This is a genomic window from uncultured Alistipes sp. (genome assembly GCF_910580175.1).
Taxonomy (GTDB): Bacteria; Bacteroidota; Bacteroidia; order Bacteroidales; family Rikenellaceae; genus Alistipes.
In genome coordinates this window covers 184,391-205,018 of the sequence record NZ_CAJTXD010000001.1, presented here as the reverse complement: position 1 = coordinate 205,018, position 20,628 = coordinate 184,391, and the positions used below count along the sequence as shown (strand labels likewise).

Below are 20,628 nucleotides of genomic sequence, written 5' to 3'. Positions count from 1 at the left end.
AACCATGAAAAAATTCAATACGAACAGTAACGTATATATCGTCGTCTACTCGACGGTAATGGTCGTGGTGGTGGCGCTGTTGTTGGCCGTAGCTGCGCTTTCATTGCAGAAGCGCCAGTATGCCAACGAGCTGAACGAGAAGAAACAGTCGATCCTGGCGTCGCTCTCGGCTACCGACCGGGATTACGACGAGTTCATCGAAGCGCGCGTGCTGGATGTCGAAGGCCGAACGGTCGAGGGCGGCGATGTCTTCGCCATGCTCAACGACTTGCAGGGGTCTTTCGATGCGGGCCGCTTCCCGATCTTCGAGGCCGGAGACGGCCGCGTGGTCATTCCTGTGACCGGCTCGGGACTGTGGGGCCCGATCTGGGGATATGTGGCGTTGGAGAACGACATGAACACCGTGGCGGGCATCGTCATGGCCCACAAGGGCGAGACTCCGGGTCTGGGTGCCGAGATCGCTACGGAGAAGTACCAGTCGAACTTCGTCGGCAAGACGATTTTCGAGGGCGATGAATTCGTCTCCGTGTCGCTCCGCAAGGGCGGTGCCAAGGATACGGCCCACGAGGTCGACGCCATTACCGGAGGTACGAAGACCTCCGACGGCGTGACGGCCATGCTCCGCACCAGCATCGGCCATTATCTGCCGCTGCTGGAGGCGCGCCGTGCTGCCGCGCAGACGGGGCCCGAAGCTGCGGGCCAGGACGAAATGTCTAACGAAGAAAATGTGGAGAACCATGAGTAGCAAGAATTTCAAATATCTGACGGGGCCGTTCTCGGCGAACAACCCGGTAATCGTGCAGATATTGGGCATCTGTTCGGCCCTGGCCGTCACGGTGCAGCTCAAGCCCGCCATCGTCATGGCCTTGTCGGTAACCGTCGTCACGGCGTTTGCGAACCTTGTCATGTCACTGTTGCGCAACGGCGTGCCGGCCCGCATCCGCATCATCGTCCAGCTGGTGGTCATCGCTGCGCTGGTAATCCTTGTGGATCAGGTGCTGAAAGCCTATGTATATGAAGTGTCGAAGCAGCTGTCGGTGTATGTAGGTCTTATTATTACGAACTGCATCGTCATGGGACGCATCGAGGCGTTCGCTTTGGCCAACAAGCCCTGGCCGGCGCTGCTCGACGGCATCGGCAACGGACTGGGCTACGGTCTGATCCTCGTCGTGGTGGCATTCTTCCGCGAGTTGCTCGGGTCGGGCAGCCTGCTGGGTTACCGCGTGGTGCCCGAAAGTTGGTACATCGCCGAGGGCGGTTTCTATTCCAACTGCGGTCTGATGCTCTTCCCGCCTATGGCGCTCATCATCGTGGGCTGCATCATCTGGGTGCATCGTTCGCGCAACAAGGACTTACAAGAAAAATAGGAGGATAGCATATGGAAATGTTGAACATATTTATCCGGTCGATCTTCATCGACAACATGGTCTTCGCTTTCTTCTTCGGCATGTGTTCCTACATCGCCGTGTCGAAGAGCGTCAAGACGGCCCTCGGACTGGGTGCCGCCGTCACGTTCGTGATGGTCATGACCGTGCCCCTGAACTATCTTTTGTATCAGTTCGTACTGAAACCCCAGGCGCTCGCCTGGGCCGGACTTTCCGATGTGAACCTCAGTTTCCTGTCGTTCATCGTCTTCATCGCCACCATCGCCGCTTTCGTGCAGCTCGTGGAGATGATCGTCGAGAAGTTTTCGCCGACGCTATACAGCCAGCTGGGCATCTTCCTGCCGCTGATCGCCGTGAACTGCGCCATCATGGGCGGCTCGCTTTTCATGCAGCAGAAAGTCGACGCCATGCAGCTGACTTCCGTATGGCAGTCGATCGTCTACGGTCTGGGTTCCGGCCTGGGTTGGTGGCTGGCGATCGTCATGATGGCTGCCATTCGCGAGAAGACCACCTATTCGCACATTCCTGCCGCGCTGAAAGGCCCCGGTATCGCTTTCATCATCACGGGTTTGATGGGCATCGCGTTCATGATTTTCTCGGGTATTCAGTTCTAACCGTTAAAAGAGATTCGGAAAAATGACTACTACTATTTTAATTGCGATCGTCGCCTTTCTGGTGATTACGCTCGTGCTGGTCGCTCTGCTTCTCTTTGCCAAGGCGAAGCTCACTTCGTCGGGCGATGTGACGATCGACATCAACAACGGCGAAAAGATCATCACGGCCGAGAGCGGCGGCACGCTGCTTTCGACTCTGGCCAACAACAAAGTCTTCCTGCCTTCGGCTTGCGGCGGCGGCGGTTCGTGCGGCATGTGCAAGTGCCAGGTGCTGGAGGGCGGCGGCGACATTCTGCCGACCGAAACGGGCTTCATCTCGCGCAAGATGGCCAAGGATCACTGGCGCCTGGGTTGCCAGGTCAAAGTCAAGGAAAACTTGAAAATCAAGGTTCCCGAGGCCGTTCTGGGCGTCAAGAAGTGGGAGTGTACGGTGGTGTCGAACCGCAACATCTCGACGTTCCTCAAGGAGTTCGTCGTGAAGCTGCCCGAGGGCGAAAACCTCAAATTCCGCAGCGGCGGCTACATCCAGATCGACATCCCGAAGTACGACGCCATCAAGTTCTCCGACATGGAGATCGACGAGCGGTTCCGCGAGGACTGGGACAAGATGAAGATGTGGGATTTGGTAACCACCAACCCCGAACCGACGTTCCGTGCCTACTCGATGGCCAACCACCCGGCCGAGGGCAACATCATCATGTTGAACATCCGCATCGCCACGCCTCCGTTCGATCGGGCTGCGGGTTCGTTCATGAAAGTGAACCCGGGCATCTGCTCGTCGTACATCTTCTCGCGCAAACCGGGCGACAAGGTAACCATTTCGGGGCCTTACGGCGAGTTCTTCCTGCCCGATGACCTGCCCGATACGCAGGAGTTGATCTTCATCGGCGGCGGCGCCGGCATGGCGCCCATGCGCAGCCACATCATGCACCTTTTCAAGACCGAGAAGACCAAGCGCCCCGTCTCGTTCTGGTATGGTGCCCGCGCTTTGAAGGAGGCGCCCTATCTCGACGAGTTCCACCAGATCGAGAAGGATTTCCCCAACTTCAAGATGAACCTGGCGCTCGACCGTCCCGATCCCGAGGCGGATGCCGCAGGCGTGAAGTATACGGCCGGTTTCGTGCACAACGTGCTGTTCGAGAATTACCTCAAGAACCACGAGGAACCCGAAGGGTGCATCTATCTCATGTGCGGCCCTCCGATGATGATCGCGTCGGTCGTCAAGATGCTCGACAGCCTCGGCGTGCCGCCCGAAAATATTCTCTACGACAATTTCGGGTCGTAGCGGGCGCCAAGGAGAGTGAGAAGCTCTTTTATGAAAAGAATCGCCCCTGCTGCATGGATATGCGGCAGGGGCGATCTTTATAAGCGGAGAACAGGAGTGATTTTACATGCGGGGGCAGGAACTATGGAACGGAACCGGTATGGCAGTTCTGTTTCCGGTGGGCGCCGTCCGGCTACTTTAGCAAGATGTTTCGCAGTTCGCCGCAGGTCTTTTCCGGGTCGTGGCTGTCGAACACCTGTCCGCGGATGCCCAGACGCTCGGCGGTTTCGATGTTCGCCGAGCGGTCGTCGATGAAAAGCGTTTCGGCGGGGTCGAGCGCGTAGCGTTCGAGCAGAATTTCGTAGATGCGCGACTCGGGTTTCACGGTGCCCTCCTCGCACGAGACCACCTCGCCGTCGAAAAGTTCGTAGACCGGGAAGCGGCGCAGGAAGTCGATGAATTCGCGCGACATGTTCGATAGTACGTAGAGTTTATAGCCCGCCGCTTTCAGATCGTAGACCAGTCGTTCGGTGGGCTTTACGGTTTCTTGCAGGTCGATCGAGCGGCGCAGGTTGGCCTCGCATTCGGCTCTCGGACAGCCGTGCATGGCGCATAACGTGTCGGTCACTTCGTCCAGCGTGGAGGTGCCGCGGTCGTACTCCTCCCAGAAACGGGGCATCCGTTCGGAGCGGATGAATGCGAAGAAATCGATGAATTCCTGGGTGCATTTGTTTCTGTCGCGTGCAAAGAGTACGCCGCCCAGATCGAAAACGATATTTTTCATGGTTGCATCAGGTTTTGCCCGGTAAAGATAGTGCAAGGCGCGGGCAATGCCAAATTTATTTGGATATTGCAGGGCGGCGCCTGTTTGAGCGGAAATCCGATCCCTGCAATGGGGAGGCAAAAACAACCTTGGTTCCTGCTGCGACGCACCGGTTCGGGATGGGACGTTGCGGTCGGGTGCCGACCGCTTGGCAGGGCAGTCTTGGCCCGGTATTTGCGGATGGGGCCGGAAAATCCATATACGATTATGAATCACGGTATCAGCGTTCTGTTTCGCGCCATTCCTCTTGCGATGGCCGCTTTCTGCTTCGCCTACGGTGCTTATATCTATACCGCAGGTTCCGATCCGGCCCGTCTTACGGCCGGCCCGGTCGTCTTTTTTCTGGGGGCGATCTGCATGGCGCTCTATTCTACTGCCGCCACCATCATCCGGCAGATCATCGGCACCTATAACGAGGCTTCGAAGTACATCTTCCCGGCCATCGGCTATTCATTCGCCCTGGCCACGTTCGTGTGCGGCATCTTCATCCTCACTTCGCACATGGCCGGTTCGTTGATTACCGGACATGTCGTCTGCGGTCTGGGTTTGATTACCGTCTGCGTCTCGACGGCCGCTACGTCGTCGTCGCGGTTCGGATTGATTCCGCATAACTCCGCCGATGCCTCGTTCTCGATCAATCCGGAGGGCTTTTCTGTGGGGCAGGCTGCTACGTTGATCGGCATAGTCGTCGTGGCAGCCCTCGCCGCGTGGGTGTGGTGCATCCTGCTGTTCGTGCGGGGCACGCTGCCCGCCCATATTGTTGCCGGGAGTGTCATGTTCGGCATCGCATGCGTCTGCACGGCGCTTATTGGCTTGGTTGCCAGCATCGCCCGGCAGATTCGCGGCAGCTATACCATGCGCGAGAAGTCGCGGTGGCAGAGTCTGGCGCTCGTCATGGGTTTCCTGGCTTTCGCGCTTGGCGTTATCATGCTTATCGTGTTGCGGGGCCAGCCGATCAACTTCGTCGGCTTCGTACTTTTCGGCCTGGCCTTGATTTGTTGGAGCATATCGAGCAAGGTCATTCTGTTGGCCAAAATCTGGCACGCCGATTTCCCGTTGGCCAAGCGGATACCTGTCATCCCCATCTTGACGGCCCTGACATGCCTTTTCATGGCTGCGTTCCTTTTCGAAGCGGCGCTTTTCGCACCTAAATATTTCGTGCCGGCCCGTGTGCTGACCGGCTTCGGGGCCATCTGCTTCACGCTCTATTCGATCGTTTCGATTCTCGAAAGCGGCGCGAGCCGAAAGTGAGGGAGGCGGGTGCCGGACGAATCGGATGCCTGCAAATGAAAGCGACCTGCCCGAAGGCAGGTCGCTTGCTTGTGTCGTATTATCCCGCAGGGGATGTTTAGTTGAACGTGTAACGGATGCTCAACAGAGCCGACCACGTGGATGCCGAGCTGGCCTTGGTCGACCACTTGGGCAGGGTAAACGTGTAGGTGCCGTTCTTGTAGGTAAGCAGCCGGCTGGAGCTGATCTGTTCCACATTGCCCCAGTTGCGGTTCAGCAGGTTGGCGATGTTGTTCACGTCGACGCCCACGGTCAGCGCGTTGCGCTTGCCCTTGATGTTGAAATAGAAGTCGTGGGCGAACTTGAAGTTCAGCTCGTGGCGCCACGGCATCACGGCACCTCCGCGCGTGGTGTATTCGCCGATGTGCTTCGAGAGGTAGTCGTCCTGGTTGATGAACTCCCAGAATGCCTCCTTCTGGCCCTCCTTGGCGAACGTCATGCCGTCGAGCTGCTCCTTGGTCGGCACGTAGAGCAGGACGTCGGCACCGCCGTCGCCCGTCACGTTGCCCATCGTGTAGGAGTAGCGCGAATAGGAGTAGTTGCCGATGTAGCCCAGGCGGTAAGCCTCATAGAAAAGACCGAACGTGGTGGCCGACTTGGGGGCCGTGAGGCGGTAGCCGATATTTACCATGATGCGGTGGGGCGATACGAAAGACGAGTAACCCAATTCAGGCGTGTTCGAACCGTTGCGGCAGAAGGTGTTGGTGTTGTAGGCCGAGGTTACCTGGTCGCCGATGCCGTCGATCACGTTTTTCGATGCGGCATAGGTGTAGGCTGCGCTTACCGAGAGACCGAAGTTCCACGTCTTGGAGAGCTGGGCCGTCACGGAAGCGTAGTAGCCGTCGATGTCGGTATTGTGGATCAGATAGGGGGTCACGCTCTGGTTGCTGCTGTTGAGAATGCCCGGCTTGGCGTCCGGCTTGGGGTAGAGCTGCTTGTCGCTCTGCAACGTCCACAACTTGCGGGCCTCGGGTTCGCCCGGCAGCTGGATGCCGCCTTCGACTTCCTCCTGGCCCAATTTGGTAACGGCCACCGAGTTGATGTCCTTGTTGTAGATACCCTCGATGTTCAGGTTCACGTCGCCAGGGAGCTTCAGGTCGAGAGCCAGCGAGGTCTTCCATGTCGACGGCATCTTCAGATGCTTGTCCATGACGGTAGGCTGGGCCGGAGCGGGCAGATCCTTCTGCTGGAAAGAGCCGCCGTAGAGGTCGGCCAGGATGTCGTTGACGTTGGTGTGGAAGCCGGGCATCACGGTGCCGGTCGGCACGCGGTTGCCCTCCTTGTCCGCCGAGTATTTGTAGAGGACGCTCTGGGCCTGCATGCAGTTGCTGTTACCCACGGCCGACACGATCCATACGAACGGCACACGGCCCGTGAAGATACCCGTACCGCCGCGCAAGATGTATTTGCGCTCGCCGGTCATGTCCCAGTTGAAACCGATGCGGGGCGAGAAGTTCAGGCGAGCCTTGGGCATGTCGGAAGTCTTGTAACCGCCCTTGTCGGCGAAAAGCTGCGTGAATTCCGCATTCTCGTTGCCTGCGATCGTCGGATAGACCGGAAGTTCCAGACGCAGACCGATCGTGGCCTTGAAACGGTTGCTGATCGAGAGTTCGTCCTGCGCATAGATCGAGTGCTGCATGTAGTTGAACGAAGGATACACCTGCTTCAGGTCGGTGCGGTTGGCGTGCGTGATGGCGAATGCCAGCGGCGAGCGGTCGTTGACGAAGTCGTCCCACGACTCGTAGATGTAGTAGCCGGCACCGCCCTGCATGTAACCGTTTTTGGTGTTGTCATGCTCGAACTGGTAGCCGAACGTGAAGCGGTTGATGCCCGTTATGTAGCCCACCTCGTCCGTGACGATGTGCGAACTTACTTCGCGCAGGTTGCCGTAGGTAAAGGGATCGACGCCGAACGTGGTCAGCAGATCGCCGTCCTGAAGAATATCGACCGTCGGGAAGAGGTCGCCCTCGAAGCTGCGCGGCTCGTTCTGGTGCGAGTAGGTGTAGCGCAGCGTGTTGGTCAGGTTGCCGTCCAGGAAGCGCGAGTTCAGCTCGGCAGCAACCGACGTGAAGTTCTGCTCCTGGTAGTAACGGGCGCTTTCATAGTAGAGCGAGCAGTACGACAGACGGCCGGCATTGCGGTTGTCGTAGGTCGTCGCGTTGCTGCTGGTAATCGGGCTGATCGAGCTGGAGGGGGCGGACGAACGTTTGTATTTGGTGGTGCTGAAACGTACGTTCATCGAGTGGTTCTGGTTGATGTTCCAGTCTGCGCGGGCCATCAACTTCCAGTTGGGGACGTTGAGCGAGTAGTCGGCGTAGCGCCCGGGGTTGTAACCGAACTTCTCGCCGAGGAAATTTTTCATTTCGTCCATCTGACCCACCGTCGGACGGTTGAAAGAAGTCGATCCGCCCCATTCTTTCTGCGATTCGTCGGGGCGGGCCAGGCGTGTGATGCCCGGAGTCTTGTTCCATTCGTACTCGAAGTTGGCGAAGACGAACAACTTGTTCTTCACGATCGGGGCGACCACCGACACGCCGAGCGTGTTGCGGATGTCCTCGTTGACGGGAAGCAGTCCGTTGTCCTTGTAACGGCGGCCCTGCCATGCGTCGCTCTGGTAGAAGTCGTAGACCGAGACCTTCACTTCGTTGCTGCCCGATTTGGTCACGGCGTTGATCGCACCGCCCGTGAAGCCGCTCTGGCGTACATCGAACGGTGTCACGGCTACCGACACCTGCTCTAAGGCGTCGAGCGAGATGGGCGAACCGCCGGCGGGCAGGTTGGTGCCGATGCCGAACATGTTGTTGAACGAGGCGCCGTCGACCGTCACGTACGACTGGCGGTAGTTGCCGCCGCCGATGGCCAGACCCGAGGAAGTCGTCGAAGCCTGCGGCGTGAGTTTCATCACGTCGTTCAGACTGCGGTTTACCGAGGGCAGCATGGCGATCTGCTCGTTGGAAACGCTCGTCACGGCGCCTGCACGGTTGATGTTCATCGAGCTGTTGGCGCCGTCGCCCGTGACGACCACGACTTCGAGTTCCTGGTTGTCACGCAGATAGGCGTCGCGTTTGAGCGTCTCGCCCAGCGATAGGGTCAGACCCGGGAATTCCACGCTCTGGTAGCCCACGTAGGAGAACGTTACCGTATACCCCCCCCCGGGACGCAGCCCCTGAAGGTTGTAGCGGCCGTTCGTGTCGCTCACGGTGCCGTACTGCGTCCCCGAGGGGGTGTGCACGGCGATTACGGTAGCGCCCACCAGCGGTTGTCCCTGCTGGTCGGTAATCGTACCGTTGAGTCCCGAGGTCGTTACCTGGGCGGAGACCGCCGCCGCAACGAAGAGGGAGAGCATCGAAAGTAAAAGTTTCTTCATACGGTTTGATATTTAGTGAATAGAAAGGGTTCGCAGCAGGATGCCGCGCAGAGTCCCGTTTGCGGGAGTCGGGCAGTGCTTGCGGCGGCCTGAAAAAACAACAAGGGGAAACATCCCTGGCGGAATTTCCCCTTGTCTGTATCGTCATGCGGTTGCAACGATGCGTATCGCTGTCGGATGTGCATATTTTCTCTTGAGCATCGGTATTTGCTGTTCCGAAGTACCGAACTGCGAGAAATATGATCCGATCGTTTCATATTGCAAATATAGCTTGATTATCAATAAGACGGAAAAGAATATGCGAAAATTTTTTCAACAATTTATCTTCATTCCTTAAAAATATGCGGCGTGCGTGGGCTATTGTCGATTTTTTTTTGCAGTTCGGGCGCCGGGGCGCAGCGAGATTGTTTCGGAATTGACGCTCGCTGATTTCAGGGCCGGAGCATCCGGATGGGCGCAAGGGCAGGGGGGGGCTTGTGCAGAACTCGGGTTTGCGGCACATTCCTTGCGACGGCGGCCACGATGTCGTTTCGTGAAAAATATTGGCATTATTCGCTGTTCGTGCTGATCGTGGGGCTGGGCGTGACCATCTTCGTCGAGCTGGTGCCTTTCTTGGGCGGACTGCTTGGCGCGGCCACGATCTATGTGCTGCTGCGGGGGCAGATGTGGTATCTGACCGAGCGGCGGCACTGGCGGCGCAGTCTGGCGGCTTCGGTGCTGCTGGCTGAAAGCATCGTGTTGTTCTTGATTCCGATCAGCCTGGTTATCTGGATGCTGGTGGTACGGGTGCAGGACATCACGGTAGATCCGCAGTCGATTCTTACTCCTTTGAAACATTTCGCCGATCTGATCCGCCAACGGACGGGCTACGATCTGTGGCAGGAGGACAACCTGCGGGCGCTCTTGGCCTATCTGCCTAAGATCGGACAATGGATCGTCAAAAGCATTCTCGATTTTGCGCTCAGCATGGTCGTCCTGCTCTTCGTACTTTATTTTATGCTTATCGGCGGCGGACGCATGGAGGCTTATGTCCGCGAGATGCTGCCTTTCAACCGATCGACCGGCCGCAAGGTCATGCGCGAAATCTACCTGATCGTGCGCTCGAACGCCATCGGCATCCCTCTGCTGGCGATCGTGCAGGGCGTAGTCGCGTATCTGGGGTATTTGCTTTTCGGAGCGCCCAGTCCGCTGTTCTGGGGCGTGGCCACGTGTTTTGCCACCATCATTCCTATCATCGGCACGGGATTGGTGTGGCTGCCGTTGGCGGCTTATATGGCGCTCGACGGCAATTGGGGCGCCGCCCTGGGGCTTTGCGCCTATGGCATGTTGATCGTGACGCATGTCGACAACGTAGTGCGCTTCATCATGCAGAAGAAACTGGCCGATACCCACCCGCTGGTAACCATTTTCGGGGTGGTGATCGGATTGTCTCTGTTCGGCTTCATGGGAGTGATTTTCGGGCCGCTGATGTTGGCGATGTTCATCTTTTGCGTCGATCTTTTCAAACGCGGTTATCTTGAAGGACACCGCCGCACGGGTTCGTATCCGGCTCGCCCCTCATCGGAGAAAACAGAGTTTTTATAGTTCGGGGCGGCAAGATCGACTCGCCGGGCCGGTCGGATTTTTTTTCTGGTCGGGTCGCGGCCCGCAGGGGCGGCTGTATTGTCGACATGGAAATTTACAATACCGATTTTTTTTTGCAAATATATTACTTTTTCGATTAAGTAATGCGATTTTGTCTATATTTGCAGCCGTCAAACTTATTTGTCGAATGAAATCGAATTGTTTTTACGATCATATTTGCCAGGCGATTCGTTTGCGCCGCAGCCTGCTGTCGTCGTATTTTGCTTTGGTGCTGTGCGGCTCGCCGCTTGTTGTCGCGCAGCCGTCCCGGGAGGTGCGGTTGCGGATTCCGGCCAGGCACGAAGAAGTACTCGATGCCGGACGGCCGATCGAGTTTCGGGCCGAATTGACCGCGGCCCAAGGCAGCGGATCGGGGATTTTGCGCATGGAGGTGGCGTCCGATTGCGGCGTTCCGGTTGTTGCGTTCATCGCGTCCTATGATTTTGCGCGCGATTCGACGGATCACGACAATCGTTTTCGCAGTCGCGCCTTTTTCAGACTGCCTGCTTTGCGGCCCGGATGCTATAAGGTAGCGTTGCGGCTTGATGACGACATGTTGCACGATTTCCATTTCTTGTGCGAGCCGACGGCGTTTTCGGTCCAGCCTGGCCGGTCAAGGAAGTGATCTTTTGTGCTGTTGCCGATGAGGTGCGGCCGCCCGGTTCCGATCCGATTTCAGAGAAATAGCAGCCATTTTTTGCAAGTTTTTTGCGAGTGCATCCGGAATGCAGATGCCACCGAATGCCATACAAAGGCGGTCTATTTTTCGGGATTCAGCGAAAAATCGGAAAGAAAAAAGCACCTGCAAAACTGCAAGTGCTTGATTTCGAATTTGTAGCGGGAGAGAGACTTGAACTCTCGACCTCATGATTATGAATCATGCGCTCTAACCAGCTGAGCTATCCCGCCATTGCTGAAAGCGAGTGCAAAGATAACAGAATTTTTCGATCGTGCAAAATCTTTTGCGGAGAAAATGGCCGAAAAACTGCGATTCGCTGTTCTGGCATCGATTTTGTCTTCGAGGCCGTCGTGTGCGGACATGCTGTCCGTGTGTTTAAATTCGGTTGTATGAAGAACAAACAGAAACAGTTGCCGCATTCGCCCGTGCGTTATACGCGCATGCGCAACATGTTGGAGATGTTGGCCGTTGTCGCGGGCGTGGTCTTGCTTGCCGCGCTCTCGTGGGAAATCATCGGTGGGAGGGAGAACCATTTCTCGCCCGTTTATCTTGAGGTGCAGTTCGCTGTCTGCCTGCTTTTTCTGCTCGATTTTGTTGTCGAGTGGGCCGCGGCCGAGCGCAGGAGTCGTTTCTTTTGGCGCAACCTGCTTTTTCTGCTGATTTCGATCCCCTGGCTGAACATCCTGAATTGGAGCGGCATCGAGGTAACGCGCGACTGGGGTGTGATCGTGGGGCTGATGCCCGTGCTGCGGGCTTTCCTGGCTATGGTAATTATCGTGCGCTGGCTTGTCCGCAGCAACAAGATGCGGCGCATGCTGGTAGCCTATGTTTTTACGGTCGTTGTGTTTACCTACATTTCGGGGCTGGTCTTTTATGAGTACGAGGAGGCTGTCAATCCCAAATTGCACGGTTTCGGCAACGCGCTTTGGTGGGCCTGGATGAATGTGACGACCGTCGGGGCCGAGATCTTCCCGGTTACAGCCATCGGCAAGATTTTTTGTGTCATGTTGCCGTCGTTGGGCATGATGTTCTTCCCGATATTCACTACCTACGTCTTGCAGGAGTATACGCATAAGAAAGAGGTCGATCAATAGATCGGCCTCTTTTTTTTGTAGATACTTTTCGGGGTGTATTTTTGTTTGCTCCTGCCGCTCGAACAAGCTCGGAAACGAGCTTTTTTGATGCCTGGCGACGGAAGCCGTTATTTGCTGTTCTTCAACAAATCGCGGATTTCCGCAAGCAGCAGTTCTTCTTTGGTGGGGGCGGGCGCAGGGGCCGGAGCCGCCTCTTTTTTGCGGATCAATTTGTTCATCAGCTTGACCATCAAAAAGACGCAGAAAGCCAGGATCGTGAAGTCTACGCATTGCTGGATGAAGGCGCCGTAGTTCCAGTAGATGGGTTCTGCCGCTGCGGCCGGCGTTCCGGCAGCCGGATTGCCCGTTACCACGCTGCCCACGCTTTGCACGGCGCTGGAAGTCACGTCGCGCATTTTCGAAATATCCACGCGCAGCCGCGAGAAGTCGGTGTTGCCGAGCAGCGCGCCGATCGGGGGCATCAGAATGTCGTTGACCAGCGATGCGACGATCTTGCCGAAAGCACCGCCGATGATTACGCCCACGGCCATGTCCATTACATTGCCTTTGATGGCGAACTCTTTGAATTCCTTGAAAAATGCCATAACAGATTTTGTATTTAACCTCTGCATGGAATAGCAAATCGGGTGCAGAAATTCTTTTCCGCACCCGATTCGTTTCGCTTATCGCTGTTTTTATTCGATTTCGAGCAATACGGCGTCCGTAGGTACCGTCTGACCTGGCTCGACGAGGATCTGCTTTACCTTGCCTGCATAGTCTGTCGTGATGGAGTTTTCCATTTTCATGGCTTCGAGCACGACCACTTCGTCGTTGGCTTTGACGGTATCGCCCACCTTGACGAGCACCTCGATGATGCGGCCCGGCAGGGGCGCGTTCACGGTGTTGCCCGTGATGGCGACCGCCGGTTGTGCTTCGGCATCCGGAGCCGCTGTCGGCGTTGCGGCCGCAGCAGCCGGCTTCTGGGCTTCATAAGCCTTGACTTTCATGTCGGTAAGGAATTTCTTCGCCACCAGCGGGAAGAGTTCCAGCAACAACACCTCTTTCTCCGTGGCGGCCAACTTCGCACCGCCGGCCTCGGGCAGCTCCGGATTGGGCTGCATCTGGTATTTCGACGTGTCGTAGGGCGTTTCCTCGCGGATGCCGCATATCTTGAACCGGAATTCGGGGTCGATCTTCACGGGAGTCTTGCCGTATTCGCCTTTGACCAAGCCCACGAACTGCGAACTCTTGTTCGAGTACATCGGGCGTCCTGCCTTTTCGTCGAGCGCGCAGTTCACGGCCTGGGCGCCGACGATCTGCGAGGTCGGCGTTACCAAGGGCGGCAGACCGGCAGACAGACGCACCGAGGGAATCAACTCCATGGCGCGAGGCAGAATCTCTTCGGCCTTGAGCTGCTGGAGCTGGGCCACCATGTTGGAATACATGCCGCCCGGGATTTCAGCCTTCTGCACCAACTCGTTGGGGGCCGGGAAGCCGAAATGAGCCTCGATCTTGCGGCAGGCGTCGATCGTGGCCTGCTCGTCGTCGGCCTTGGCCGCGCGGATCGCTTCGTCGAAGAGCGCGTCGATCTCGGCGGGCAGCTTGTCGGTCAGCGGGTTGAACGGTTGGGGTTCGGGTTTCTCCGTGCCGAAGACCGACTGGTTCAACTCCTTGCGGATGTCGCGCAGCTGGGTGTTGATCTTGGCTACGGCCTCCATGTTCACGCCCGTGTCGATGCCGAGCTTCTGGCAGAACAGGTATACCAGTTCGATGGCCGGAGCGCCCGTGCCGCCGCCGAAGTACCAACAATTGGTGTCCACGATGTCCACGCCTGCGACGATTGCCGCCAGCACCGAAGCCAGGCCGTAGCCCGGGGTGCAGTGGGTGTGGAAGTCCACCGGAATCGAAAGGTGCTGCTTGAAGAGTTTGACCAGCGTGGCAACGCGGCGCGGCGGAATAAGACCCGACATGTCCTTGATCGTGATCATGTCGGCGCCCAGCGCGGCCATCTGTTTGGCCTTGTCCAAGAAATAGGCGTCGGTAAAGACCGGAGCGGGCTTTTTCTTGCCCAACAACTTCTGGAGGAAGCCCGGTTCGGGATATTTCGGGTCGACAGTGTAGCAGACGGCGCAGTCGGCGATGCCGCCGTATTGCTTGACATATTTGATCGTCGACTTCACGTTATCCACGTCGTTCAGCGCATCGAAGATGCGCATGATGCCCAGACCGCTCTCGATGGCGTTGCGGCAGAATCCGTCGATGATCTCGTCCGTGTAGGGCGAATAACCGAAAAGATTGCGGCCGCGCGAAAGCGCTGTGAGTTTCGATACGCTGCCCACGGCCTGGTGGATGGTCTCCAGACGCGTCCAAGGGTTCTCGTTCAGATAACGCATTACCGAATCGGGCACGGCGCCGCCCCAGACTTCCATTGCATAGAAGTTCGCTTCCTTGTAATAGGGCAGGCAGCGGTCGATTTGCTTCTGGGTCATGCGGGTGGCGAACGAAGATTGTTGTCCGTCGCGCAGTGTAAGGTCTCTGATTTTAAGTTTTTTAGCCATACAAATCTATGGTTTGAAATGTTTCGTTTCTCGATGTTCGAGGTGCTGTTCGGCAAACAAAAATAAACAAACGCGCCTAACTTTCCAACTAATCGATGCGTTTTTTACCGATCGGGGGCGCCGGGGCGTCGAAATTCGCACATTGGCTTTGCTGAAGATTGAAGACACTCACGCTCGGCAAAATGCAAGCGCACATGGTTTCGCTTATTCGAACTTTGGCTTCGCCCAAGATACTCACGCTCGGCAAAATGCAAGCGAGCTTGCTTTTGCCCTCGCTTATTCGTATCTTTGTCATCGTTTTTATGTTTATTCGCAAACACTCTTGCGGCCTGCGGGGATGTTTGTGGGCTGTTGTCGGCAGTGGCCTGCACAGCTCGATAAGCCGCGGCCGCCGATGAAATTTATTGGTTGTTCCGATCTGAAGCGTGTCCGTGTTTTTTTTAGGTTGCAATGTTGATAGTTCTATGACTCCGATTGCTGTCATCCTCACGGTTTTAGGTTATATCGCCGTGCTGTTCCTCGTCGCCTGGCTGTCGGGCCGGCGTGCGGACAACGCCGGCTTTTTTACCGGCAACCGCCGCACACCGTGGTACATGGCCGCTTTGGCCATGATCGGCGCCGCCATGTCGGGCGTCACGTTCATTTCGGTGCCCGGCTCGGTCGCCGTCGATTCGTTTTCCTACATGCAGATGGTCGCCGGATTTACCATCGGACAGTTCATTGTGGCTTTCGTGCTGGTGCCCATGTTCTACCGGCTGAAAGTCGTGTCGCTCTACCAATATTTCGACGAGCGCTTCGGCACGGTTACCCATCGGGCCGGTGCCTGCTTTTTCTTCGTTTCCAAGATGCTGGGGGCTGCCTTGCGTGTCTATGTCGTTTGTGCCGTCATGCAATTGCTCGTTTTCGATCACTACGGGCTGCCTTTCTGGTTCAACGCTGCGATTACCGTGCTGCTCGTGTGGCTTTATACGCGGCAAGGGGGCGTGCGGTCGTTGATATGGACCGATACGCTCAAGACGCTCTGCCTGGTCGGCAGTCTGGTGCTGACCATCGTTTTCATCGCCCGGACGCTGGGGGCGGATGGCGGCGGAGCGATGCACGAAGTTGCTGCATCGCCCATGTCGCGTATTTTTTTCTTCGACGATCCCGCTTCGGATCGTTATTTTTGGAAGATGTTCATCGCGGGCATCGTCGTACTTGTCGCCATGACCGGCCTCGATCAAGACATGATGCAGTGCAACCTATCGTGCCGCACGCCGCGCGATGCCCAACGCAATATTGTTTTGACCGCTTTTTGTCAGATCGTCGTGATCCTGCTTTTCCTCGTGCTGGGCGTGCTCCTATATTTATATGTTGATCGTGCCGGGCTGGCGCTTCCGCCCAAAAGCGACCAGCTTTTTTCGCTGGTGGCTGTCGACGGCGGTCTGCCGGCTGTGGTGGGCATCGTTTTCGTGCTCGGGCTGATCTCCAGCACCTATTCGTCCGCCGGATCGGCCCTGACGGCGCTGACGACCTCCTTTACGGTCGATCTGCTCGACGGCCCGGCGCGCTTCGGCGAGGTGCGGCTTACCCGTGTGCGCCGCTGGGTGCACGGGGCGATGGCTGTTTGCATGGCTGTCGTGATCCTTGGGGTGGGGTACTTCGCCGACGACAACGCCATCAATCTGTTTTTCCGTATTGTAAGCTATACTTATGGCCCGATTCTGGGGCTGTTCCTTTTCGGCATGTGCTCGCGGCGGCGTGTGCGCGACCGGTGGGTGCCGCTCGTGGCGCTTGCCGGCCCGGTGTTCAGCGCGCTGTTGCAGTATGCCGCGGTCCAATGGTGGGACTACCGCATCGGGTTCGAACTGCTGGTCTACAATGCGCTTTTCGTGATGGCGGGGCTGTTTTTGCTTTCCATAGGATGCGAAAAGGCGGACAATGTTGCGGAAAAATCGTAACTTTGGGGCATAAACATTTTTTGTTATGTCTCTCGAACAGCAGATTTCCAAGGGCATCATGGATGCCATGAAGGCCAAGGACGCCGTGCGTCTTGCCGCCTTGCGCAATGCAAAAAAGTATATCATCGAAGCCAAGACTTCCGGGCCTGGAATTACGGAACTGCCCGATGCCGATGTGCTGAAGATTCTTGCGAAACTCGCCAAGCAGGGAACCGATTCAGCCGCCATCTTTACGCAGCAGAATCGCCCTGATCTTGCCGAGGAGGAGCTGGCGCAGGTAGCCGTTTTTCAGGGCTTTCTGCCCAAGCAGCTTTCGTCCGAAGAATTGACTGCCGAAGTCGAGGCCGTTATAGCCGAGGTCGGAGCTACCTCCATGAAAGATATGGGCAAGGTAATGGGCGTGGCCTCGAAGCGGCTGGCCGGCCGTGCCGATGGCAAGGACATTTCAGCCAAAGTCAAGGAGTTGCTGGGGTAGGACGGCTTTCATGCAACGGCGGCTGACGCTTCTTAATGTGCGGGCCGCAGTGCAGGACTGCCATGACTGCCAACAGGCTGGGCGGTTTTACTTACCCAGCCGGATCGAATACAGCAAATATGTGAAGGAATGTGCGAGCGTTCCGATAAAAATCGTGTAGTTCTATGCGTCTGTCCGAATTGTTTCATCGCAATCTGAAAAGCATTGCCATGCCGTTGGCTATGGTCGTCGGGGCGCTGCTGTGTCGTCCTGCCACGGCGCTGGAAGAGTGGTCGGGGCGGATGATTACACCGACGCTTATCTTCCTGATGCTGTTCGTCACATTCTGTCGTGTACGGCCCCGCGAAATGCGTTTCTCGATGCTCCATGTGTGGCTGTTGCTTTTTCAGCTGGCAGCGTGCGCCGCGGTCTATTTTATTTTGTTGCCTCTCGATGCGACGGTGGCGCAAGGAGCGATGATCTGCGTGCTGGCACCCGTCGCCATGGCGGCTGTGGTCATTGCCGGCATGCTGGGGGCCAACGTGGCGACGGTGGCGTCTTTCAGTCTGGTGTGCAATATGGCCATTGCGGTCATTGCGCCGGCGGTGCTTACGTTCGCCGGTACGGGTGTCTGTTCGTTCGTCCAGATTCTTTCGCGCATTGCGCCGCTGCTGATCATGCCTTTCGTCGCCGCTCAGTGCTGCCGGTTCGTTGTGCCCCGATTCGCCGGTTGGGTGGGGGCGCACGGCCAGATTTCGTTCTACATGTGGCTGGCGGCTCTGATCGTCACGATCGGCCGTACCACGGCTTTCATCATCGACTTACGCGATGTTTCGCGGTCTGTGGAGTTGTGGCTCGCTCTCGTGGCTCTGGCGATTTGCCTTATTCAGTTCGTCGTCGGTCGGCGCATCGGGCGCCGGTTCGGCGATCCCGCCGCCGGAGGACAGTCCCTCGGACAAAAAAATACTGTCCTCGCCGTATGGATGGCCCAGTCGTTCCTCGATCCCATTTCCTCCATCGCTCCTACGGCCTATATTGTCTGGCAGAACTTCGTGAACAGCTATCAAATCTACAAAAAGGATAGAGAAACAAAGAAAGATTAAATATAAATCTGTCGGTTGGGGCGGTGGTGTCATATCTATTGACATCGCCGTTTTCAGTATGTGAACCGAGTACGGATATGTTGATTTTTTATTCTCTTCCGGTTATCGCTTTCAGGAGCTTTGGCGTATAACGTCTCAAAAGGTAGAAACTCAATAAAAGCATGGCTAAAGTGGCTGCAACTGCCGAAATGTAAATCGAAAGCATGCCGAAATCTGTAGCCGGGCGGAATATGGAGAACAAAAGTTTCAGACAATTACCGCATATTAGGGCGTGGGCGATATAAATAAAAAAACTCGAAGATGCGAGGAAAGGGCTGACTTTGCAGACGTGATGTGCTAATAGCCAGGAGGATGTGTTGTAGGCAAAGAACAAGCCTGCAACAACATTCAATCTTTTGATCGTATCCGAAGCATTGGGAAAATAATGTACAGACCAAACGAATAGTAAAGCCAACAGCGGGTAGAGCAATAGGGATGCCTTGAAGAAACGGCTGAATTCGTGCATCATATCTTTTTTGTTTACACTCATGTATGCACCCCATGAAAAGAAGAAGAAAGCGGTCAGCAATTGATAGGCGTGTCCGAAGTCCCGATAAGCTAAAGCAAACCACAGACCGCCCAACATCCATACAAAATAGCAGCGTGTATGGTTCAATATCCGATAAAGTATGGGTGTGCACAATATTACGATCATCAAATCCCGAATAAACCACAAAGGAACGTCAGCCGGATAGATAGCTGCCGAAGCCGCGTCATCTACAGACGCAGGCATTGTCAATATGCCTTTTGAGTTGTCCCAAAAGGTTTCCAATATTGCCGACAGACTGAAGTCGAAGTGAACTTTATGAAGATTGGGGAAAAGAGACGAAAAGCATGGAAGATGCAGGAAGAATGCTTTCAAAACGAATATTGTATTCCATATTACGTAGGGAATCAATAAAGTTTTTACTCTGTTTTTTAGTTTCTGCAAGTATTTTTCTTTGGTCAGTTCCACACCCCAAAAGAATACGAACCCAGAAATGAAAAAATATATCGGCACGCTCTGTCCTCGAAGAAACCCGTCTATAAAGTGGTTCACTTCTAATAGAACAGGTGCATCGGCCAGCGAGATGGAAACTCCTTGCAGCTTGAATCCGGACGTGCTGAATGTGTGGATGACCAACACGACTACCGCCAAAGGGAAGCGCAACAAATCTAAACTTTGTGAGCGCAAATCGTTTTTGTCCATGAATGTCTTCGAGTCTTTCCAGTTCCTCAAAGACTTTCTCCCTTATTAAAACCACGAAGCGTGGAACTGCAATGCCACGTCTTAACTTGAAGGTCGTAGGAAACCTATAGATGCAGATGTAGTAATAGCAGCCCACGCTAAAGCGTGAGAACCACTATGCCATCCTTGCATCTAATTGAAAATTTCCTACGTTTTCAAGTTACAAGATGAGCATAACGCTTCTTCTCAATATGTCTGGAAAGAGCGGACTCTATCCGAATGCAAAAATATAAATATTATTTCAAAGTAGCTCCTTATTGTCCGGAACGATTAATAATATTCATATACGGTCGTGATCGACACCGGTTCCTTGTCGGGGTGGATGTCCTTGTCGTATAGGATGTTGTAGGTGCAGGTAACTACTTTCCCCGAATATTCGTAGGTGGTGACCGAGGAGGTGCCGTTGACTGGTGCGGTGCATACAGCCGAGAGTCGTCCTTGTTCGTCGTAGATGTGATCCGTTGCGGTCTGCTGGCTTTCTATGAGTTTGATTCTCGATGACACATGGCCGGTGCGATTGAAATAGAGACCGTCGACGAGTTTCTCGCCCCCGGGCAGGTTGCGGTCGCCTGCGAATTCTGGGACGATCGCTGCATTCAGGCTGTCGATTTCCGAATGGAGGCAGGTTATTTCTTCTTGCAGGTTCGAGATGTCAGCCCGCAGTGCGTGTATCGTGTTCTCCAATTCTTGATCGGCAAACGGTGCCTTTTCGGCACTCTTCCTGCCGTAGAAATTGATGGCCAGTCCGATGGCGAATGCCGTAAGCAGGGCGGCCGTTTGCAAGATGTAGGGTTTCATTTTGCGTCAGAGTTCGTATTGCGTTATTTCCGGAAAATAAAATACACGGCCAATACCAAGCAGGCGAATCCTGCCAGGTGGTTCCAGCGGAGCGAATCGGACTTCATGAAGACCAGTGCGAAAAGGGTAAAGACCGACAGCGAAACCACTTCCTGGATCACTTTCAACTCCCAGATCGAGAACGGGCCGCCGAACTGGGCTGAGCCGATGCGGTTGGCCGGCACCTGGAAACAATATTCGAAAAGGGCGATGCCCCAACTCAACACCACGATCGCCGCCATGCCGAAGCGTTCCAAGCGCGATTTGAATGCGATATGTCCGTACCAGGCCAGTGTCATGAACGCGTTCGACACCACCAACAGCCCCACGGCAGCGATTCCTCGTAACATC

18 protein-coding genes and 1 tRNA gene are annotated in these 20,628 nt (G+C 55.8%); 11 read left to right on the top strand and 8 right to left on the bottom strand.

The window, feature by feature from the left end:
* Positions 1–4 precede the first annotated feature (4 nt).
* From QZ298_RS00890 to nqrF, 4 genes are read left to right on the top strand one after another with little or no spacing between them, the layout of a single operon-like run.
* Complete coding sequence (locus QZ298_RS00890; protein WP_296004718.1) at positions 5–745, top strand: FMN-binding protein; 741 nt, start codon at positions 5–7, stop codon at positions 743–745.
* Positions 738–1,367, top strand: a complete 630-nt coding sequence (locus QZ298_RS00885; protein WP_296004716.1) for an NADH:ubiquinone reductase (Na(+)-transporting) subunit D — start codon at positions 738–740, stop codon at positions 1,365–1,367. The genes QZ298_RS00890 and QZ298_RS00885 overlap by 8 nt, the downstream gene beginning before the upstream one ends.
* Positions 1,368–1,378: 11 nt before the next feature.
* Positions 1,379–1,999: an NADH:ubiquinone reductase (Na(+)-transporting) subunit E gene (gene nqrE, locus QZ298_RS00880; protein WP_296004714.1), complete on the top strand. Its 621-nt coding sequence runs from the start codon at positions 1,379–1,381 to the stop codon at positions 1,997–1,999.
* A gap of 22 nt (positions 2,000–2,021) precedes the next feature.
* On the top strand, positions 2,022–3,284 hold the full coding sequence (gene nqrF / locus QZ298_RS00875; protein ID WP_296004712.1) for an NADH:ubiquinone reductase (Na(+)-transporting) subunit F: 1,263 nt from the start codon (positions 2,022–2,024) through the stop codon (positions 3,282–3,284).
* 172 nt (positions 3,285–3,456) lie between these two features.
* Here nqrF and QZ298_RS00870 read toward each other — a convergent pair whose 3' ends face one another.
* Positions 3,457–4,047, bottom strand: coding sequence for an HAD family phosphatase (locus QZ298_RS00870; protein ID WP_296004710.1), 591 nt, complete (start codon positions 4,045–4,047; stop codon positions 3,457–3,459).
* Between the two features lie 246 nt (positions 4,048–4,293).
* Between QZ298_RS00870 and QZ298_RS00865 the strand changes: the two genes are divergently transcribed.
* Positions 4,294–5,337 carry a DUF2776 family protein gene (locus QZ298_RS00865; protein WP_296004708.1) on the top strand — a complete coding sequence of 348 codons (1,044 nt, stop codon included), beginning with the start codon at positions 4,294–4,296 and terminating at the stop codon, positions 5,335–5,337.
* Between the two features lie 97 nt (positions 5,338–5,434).
* Here the strand turns inward: QZ298_RS00865 and QZ298_RS00860 are convergent, their stop codons facing one another.
* Positions 5,435–8,743: a carboxypeptidase regulatory-like domain-containing protein gene (locus QZ298_RS00860; protein ID WP_296004706.1), complete on the bottom strand. Its 3,309-nt coding sequence runs from the start codon at positions 8,741–8,743 to the stop codon at positions 5,435–5,437.
* Between the two features lie 522 nt (positions 8,744–9,265).
* Between QZ298_RS00860 and QZ298_RS00855 the strand changes: the two genes are divergently transcribed.
* Both QZ298_RS00855 and QZ298_RS00850 read left to right on the top strand, forming a co-directional pair.
* A complete protein-coding gene (locus QZ298_RS00855; protein ID WP_296004704.1) occupies positions 9,266–10,327 on the top strand; it encodes an AI-2E family transporter in 1,062 nt (353 codons plus the stop codon).
* Positions 10,260–10,991, top strand: coding sequence for a hypothetical protein (locus QZ298_RS00850; protein ID WP_296005138.1), 732 nt, complete (start codon positions 10,260–10,262; stop codon positions 10,989–10,991). Before QZ298_RS00855 ends, QZ298_RS00850 begins: the two co-directional genes overlap by 68 nt.
* Positions 10,992–11,201: 210 nt before the next feature.
* Here the strand turns inward: QZ298_RS00850 and QZ298_RS00845 are convergent.
* Positions 11,202–11,275: transfer RNA gene (locus QZ298_RS00845), tRNA-Met, on the bottom strand.
* A gap of 210 nt (positions 11,276–11,485) precedes the next feature.
* Between QZ298_RS00845 and QZ298_RS00840 the strand changes: the two genes are divergently transcribed.
* Positions 11,486–12,139 carry a potassium channel family protein gene (locus QZ298_RS00840; RefSeq protein WP_296005126.1) on the top strand — a complete coding sequence of 218 codons (654 nt, stop codon included), beginning with the start codon at positions 11,486–11,488 and terminating at the stop codon, positions 12,137–12,139.
* 107 nt (positions 12,140–12,246) lie between these two features.
* Here the strand turns inward: QZ298_RS00840 and mscL are convergent, their stop codons facing one another.
* Both mscL and QZ298_RS00830 read right to left on the bottom strand, forming a co-directional pair.
* On the bottom strand, positions 12,247–12,723 hold the full coding sequence (gene mscL / locus QZ298_RS00835) for a large-conductance mechanosensitive channel protein MscL (protein ID WP_296004702.1): 477 nt from the start codon (positions 12,721–12,723) through the stop codon (positions 12,247–12,249).
* Between the two features lie 90 nt (positions 12,724–12,813).
* The gene (locus tag QZ298_RS00830; protein WP_296004700.1) at positions 12,814–14,676 is read right to left on the bottom strand and encodes a biotin/lipoyl-containing protein; all 1,863 of its coding nucleotides are present in this window, start codon (positions 14,674–14,676) and stop codon (positions 12,814–12,816) included.
* Positions 14,677–15,140: 464 nt separating this feature from the next.
* Here QZ298_RS00830 and QZ298_RS00825 point away from each other — a divergent pair, with 464 nt between their 5' ends.
* The 3 genes from QZ298_RS00825 (at position 15,141) to QZ298_RS00815 (ending at position 18,173) form a co-directional block, all read left to right on the top strand.
* The gene (locus QZ298_RS00825; protein ID WP_296004698.1) at positions 15,141–16,616 is read left to right on the top strand and encodes a sodium:solute symporter; all 1,476 of its coding nucleotides are present in this window, start codon (positions 15,141–15,143) and stop codon (positions 16,614–16,616) included.
* 25 nt (positions 16,617–16,641) lie between these two features.
* Positions 16,642–17,091 (top strand): GatB/YqeY domain-containing protein, encoded by a 450-nt coding sequence (locus QZ298_RS00820; protein ID WP_296004696.1) that lies wholly within the window; start codon positions 16,642–16,644, stop codon positions 17,089–17,091.
* A 164-nt stretch (positions 17,092–17,255) separates the two neighbouring features.
* Positions 17,256–18,173 carry a transporter gene (locus tag QZ298_RS00815; protein ID WP_296004694.1) on the top strand — a complete coding sequence of 306 codons (918 nt, stop codon included), beginning with the start codon at positions 17,256–17,258 and terminating at the stop codon, positions 18,171–18,173.
* Between the two features lie 88 nt (positions 18,174–18,261).
* Here the strand turns inward: QZ298_RS00815 and QZ298_RS00810 are convergent, their stop codons facing one another.
* The 3 genes from QZ298_RS00810 to QZ298_RS00800 form a co-directional block, all read right to left on the bottom strand.
* The gene (locus tag QZ298_RS00810; protein ID WP_296004693.1) at positions 18,262–19,401 is read right to left on the bottom strand and encodes an acyltransferase family protein; all 1,140 of its coding nucleotides are present in this window, start codon (positions 19,399–19,401) and stop codon (positions 18,262–18,264) included.
* 309 nt (positions 19,402–19,710) lie between these two features.
* Positions 19,711–20,238, bottom strand: coding sequence for a hypothetical protein (locus QZ298_RS00805; RefSeq protein WP_296004691.1), 528 nt, complete (start codon positions 20,236–20,238; stop codon positions 19,711–19,713).
* A 23-nt stretch (positions 20,239–20,261) separates the two neighbouring features.
* Positions 20,262–20,627: a DMT family protein gene (locus tag QZ298_RS00800; protein ID WP_296004689.1), complete on the bottom strand. Its 366-nt coding sequence runs from the start codon at positions 20,625–20,627 to the stop codon at positions 20,262–20,264.
* Position 20,628 lies beyond the last annotated feature (1 nt).

What these genes read in the sequence shown, in the direction of transcription:
- nqrF (WP_296004712.1), top strand. Translation starts at nt 2,022, where the DNA reads ATGACTACTACTATTTTAATTGCGATCGTCGCCTTTCTGGTGATTACG.
- QZ298_RS00830 (WP_296004700.1), bottom strand. Translation starts at nt 14,676, where the DNA reads ATGGCTAAAAAACTTAAAATCAGAGACCTTACACTGCGCGACGGACAA.
- QZ298_RS00870 (WP_296004710.1), bottom strand. Translation starts at nt 4,047, where the DNA reads ATGAAAAATATCGTTTTCGATCTGGGCGGCGTACTCTTTGCACGCGAC.
- QZ298_RS00820 (WP_296004696.1), top strand. Translation starts at nt 16,642, where the DNA reads ATGTCTCTCGAACAGCAGATTTCCAAGGGCATCATGGATGCCATGAAG.
- QZ298_RS00815 (WP_296004694.1), top strand. Translation starts at nt 17,256, where the DNA reads ATGCGTCTGTCCGAATTGTTTCATCGCAATCTGAAAAGCATTGCCATG.
- QZ298_RS00865 (WP_296004708.1), top strand. Translation starts at nt 4,294, where the DNA reads ATGAATCACGGTATCAGCGTTCTGTTTCGCGCCATTCCTCTTGCGATG.
- nqrE (WP_296004714.1), top strand. Translation starts at nt 1,379, where the DNA reads ATGGAAATGTTGAACATATTTATCCGGTCGATCTTCATCGACAACATG.
- QZ298_RS00800 (WP_296004689.1), bottom strand. Translation starts at nt 20,627, where the DNA reads ATGTTACGAGGAATCGCTGCCGTGGGGCTGTTGGTGGTGTCGAACGCG.
- QZ298_RS00825 (WP_296004698.1), top strand. Translation starts at nt 15,141, where the DNA reads ATGACTCCGATTGCTGTCATCCTCACGGTTTTAGGTTATATCGCCGTG.
- QZ298_RS00810 (WP_296004693.1), bottom strand. Translation starts at nt 19,401, where the DNA reads ATGGACAAAAACGATTTGCGCTCACAAAGTTTAGATTTGTTGCGCTTC.
- QZ298_RS00805 (WP_296004691.1), bottom strand. Translation starts at nt 20,238, where the DNA reads ATGAAACCCTACATCTTGCAAACGGCCGCCCTGCTTACGGCATTCGCC.
- QZ298_RS00840 (WP_296005126.1), top strand. Translation starts at nt 11,486, where the DNA reads ATGCGCAACATGTTGGAGATGTTGGCCGTTGTCGCGGGCGTGGTCTTG.
- QZ298_RS00885 (WP_296004716.1), top strand. Translation starts at nt 738, where the DNA reads ATGAGTAGCAAGAATTTCAAATATCTGACGGGGCCGTTCTCGGCGAAC.
- QZ298_RS00855 (WP_296004704.1), top strand. Translation starts at nt 9,266, where the DNA reads ATGTCGTTTCGTGAAAAATATTGGCATTATTCGCTGTTCGTGCTGATC.
- QZ298_RS00890 (WP_296004718.1), top strand. Translation starts at nt 5, where the DNA reads ATGAAAAAATTCAATACGAACAGTAACGTATATATCGTCGTCTACTCG.
- QZ298_RS00860 (WP_296004706.1), bottom strand. Translation starts at nt 8,743, where the DNA reads ATGAAGAAACTTTTACTTTCGATGCTCTCCCTCTTCGTTGCGGCGGCG.
- mscL (WP_296004702.1), bottom strand. Translation starts at nt 12,723, where the DNA reads ATGGCATTTTTCAAGGAATTCAAAGAGTTCGCCATCAAAGGCAATGTA.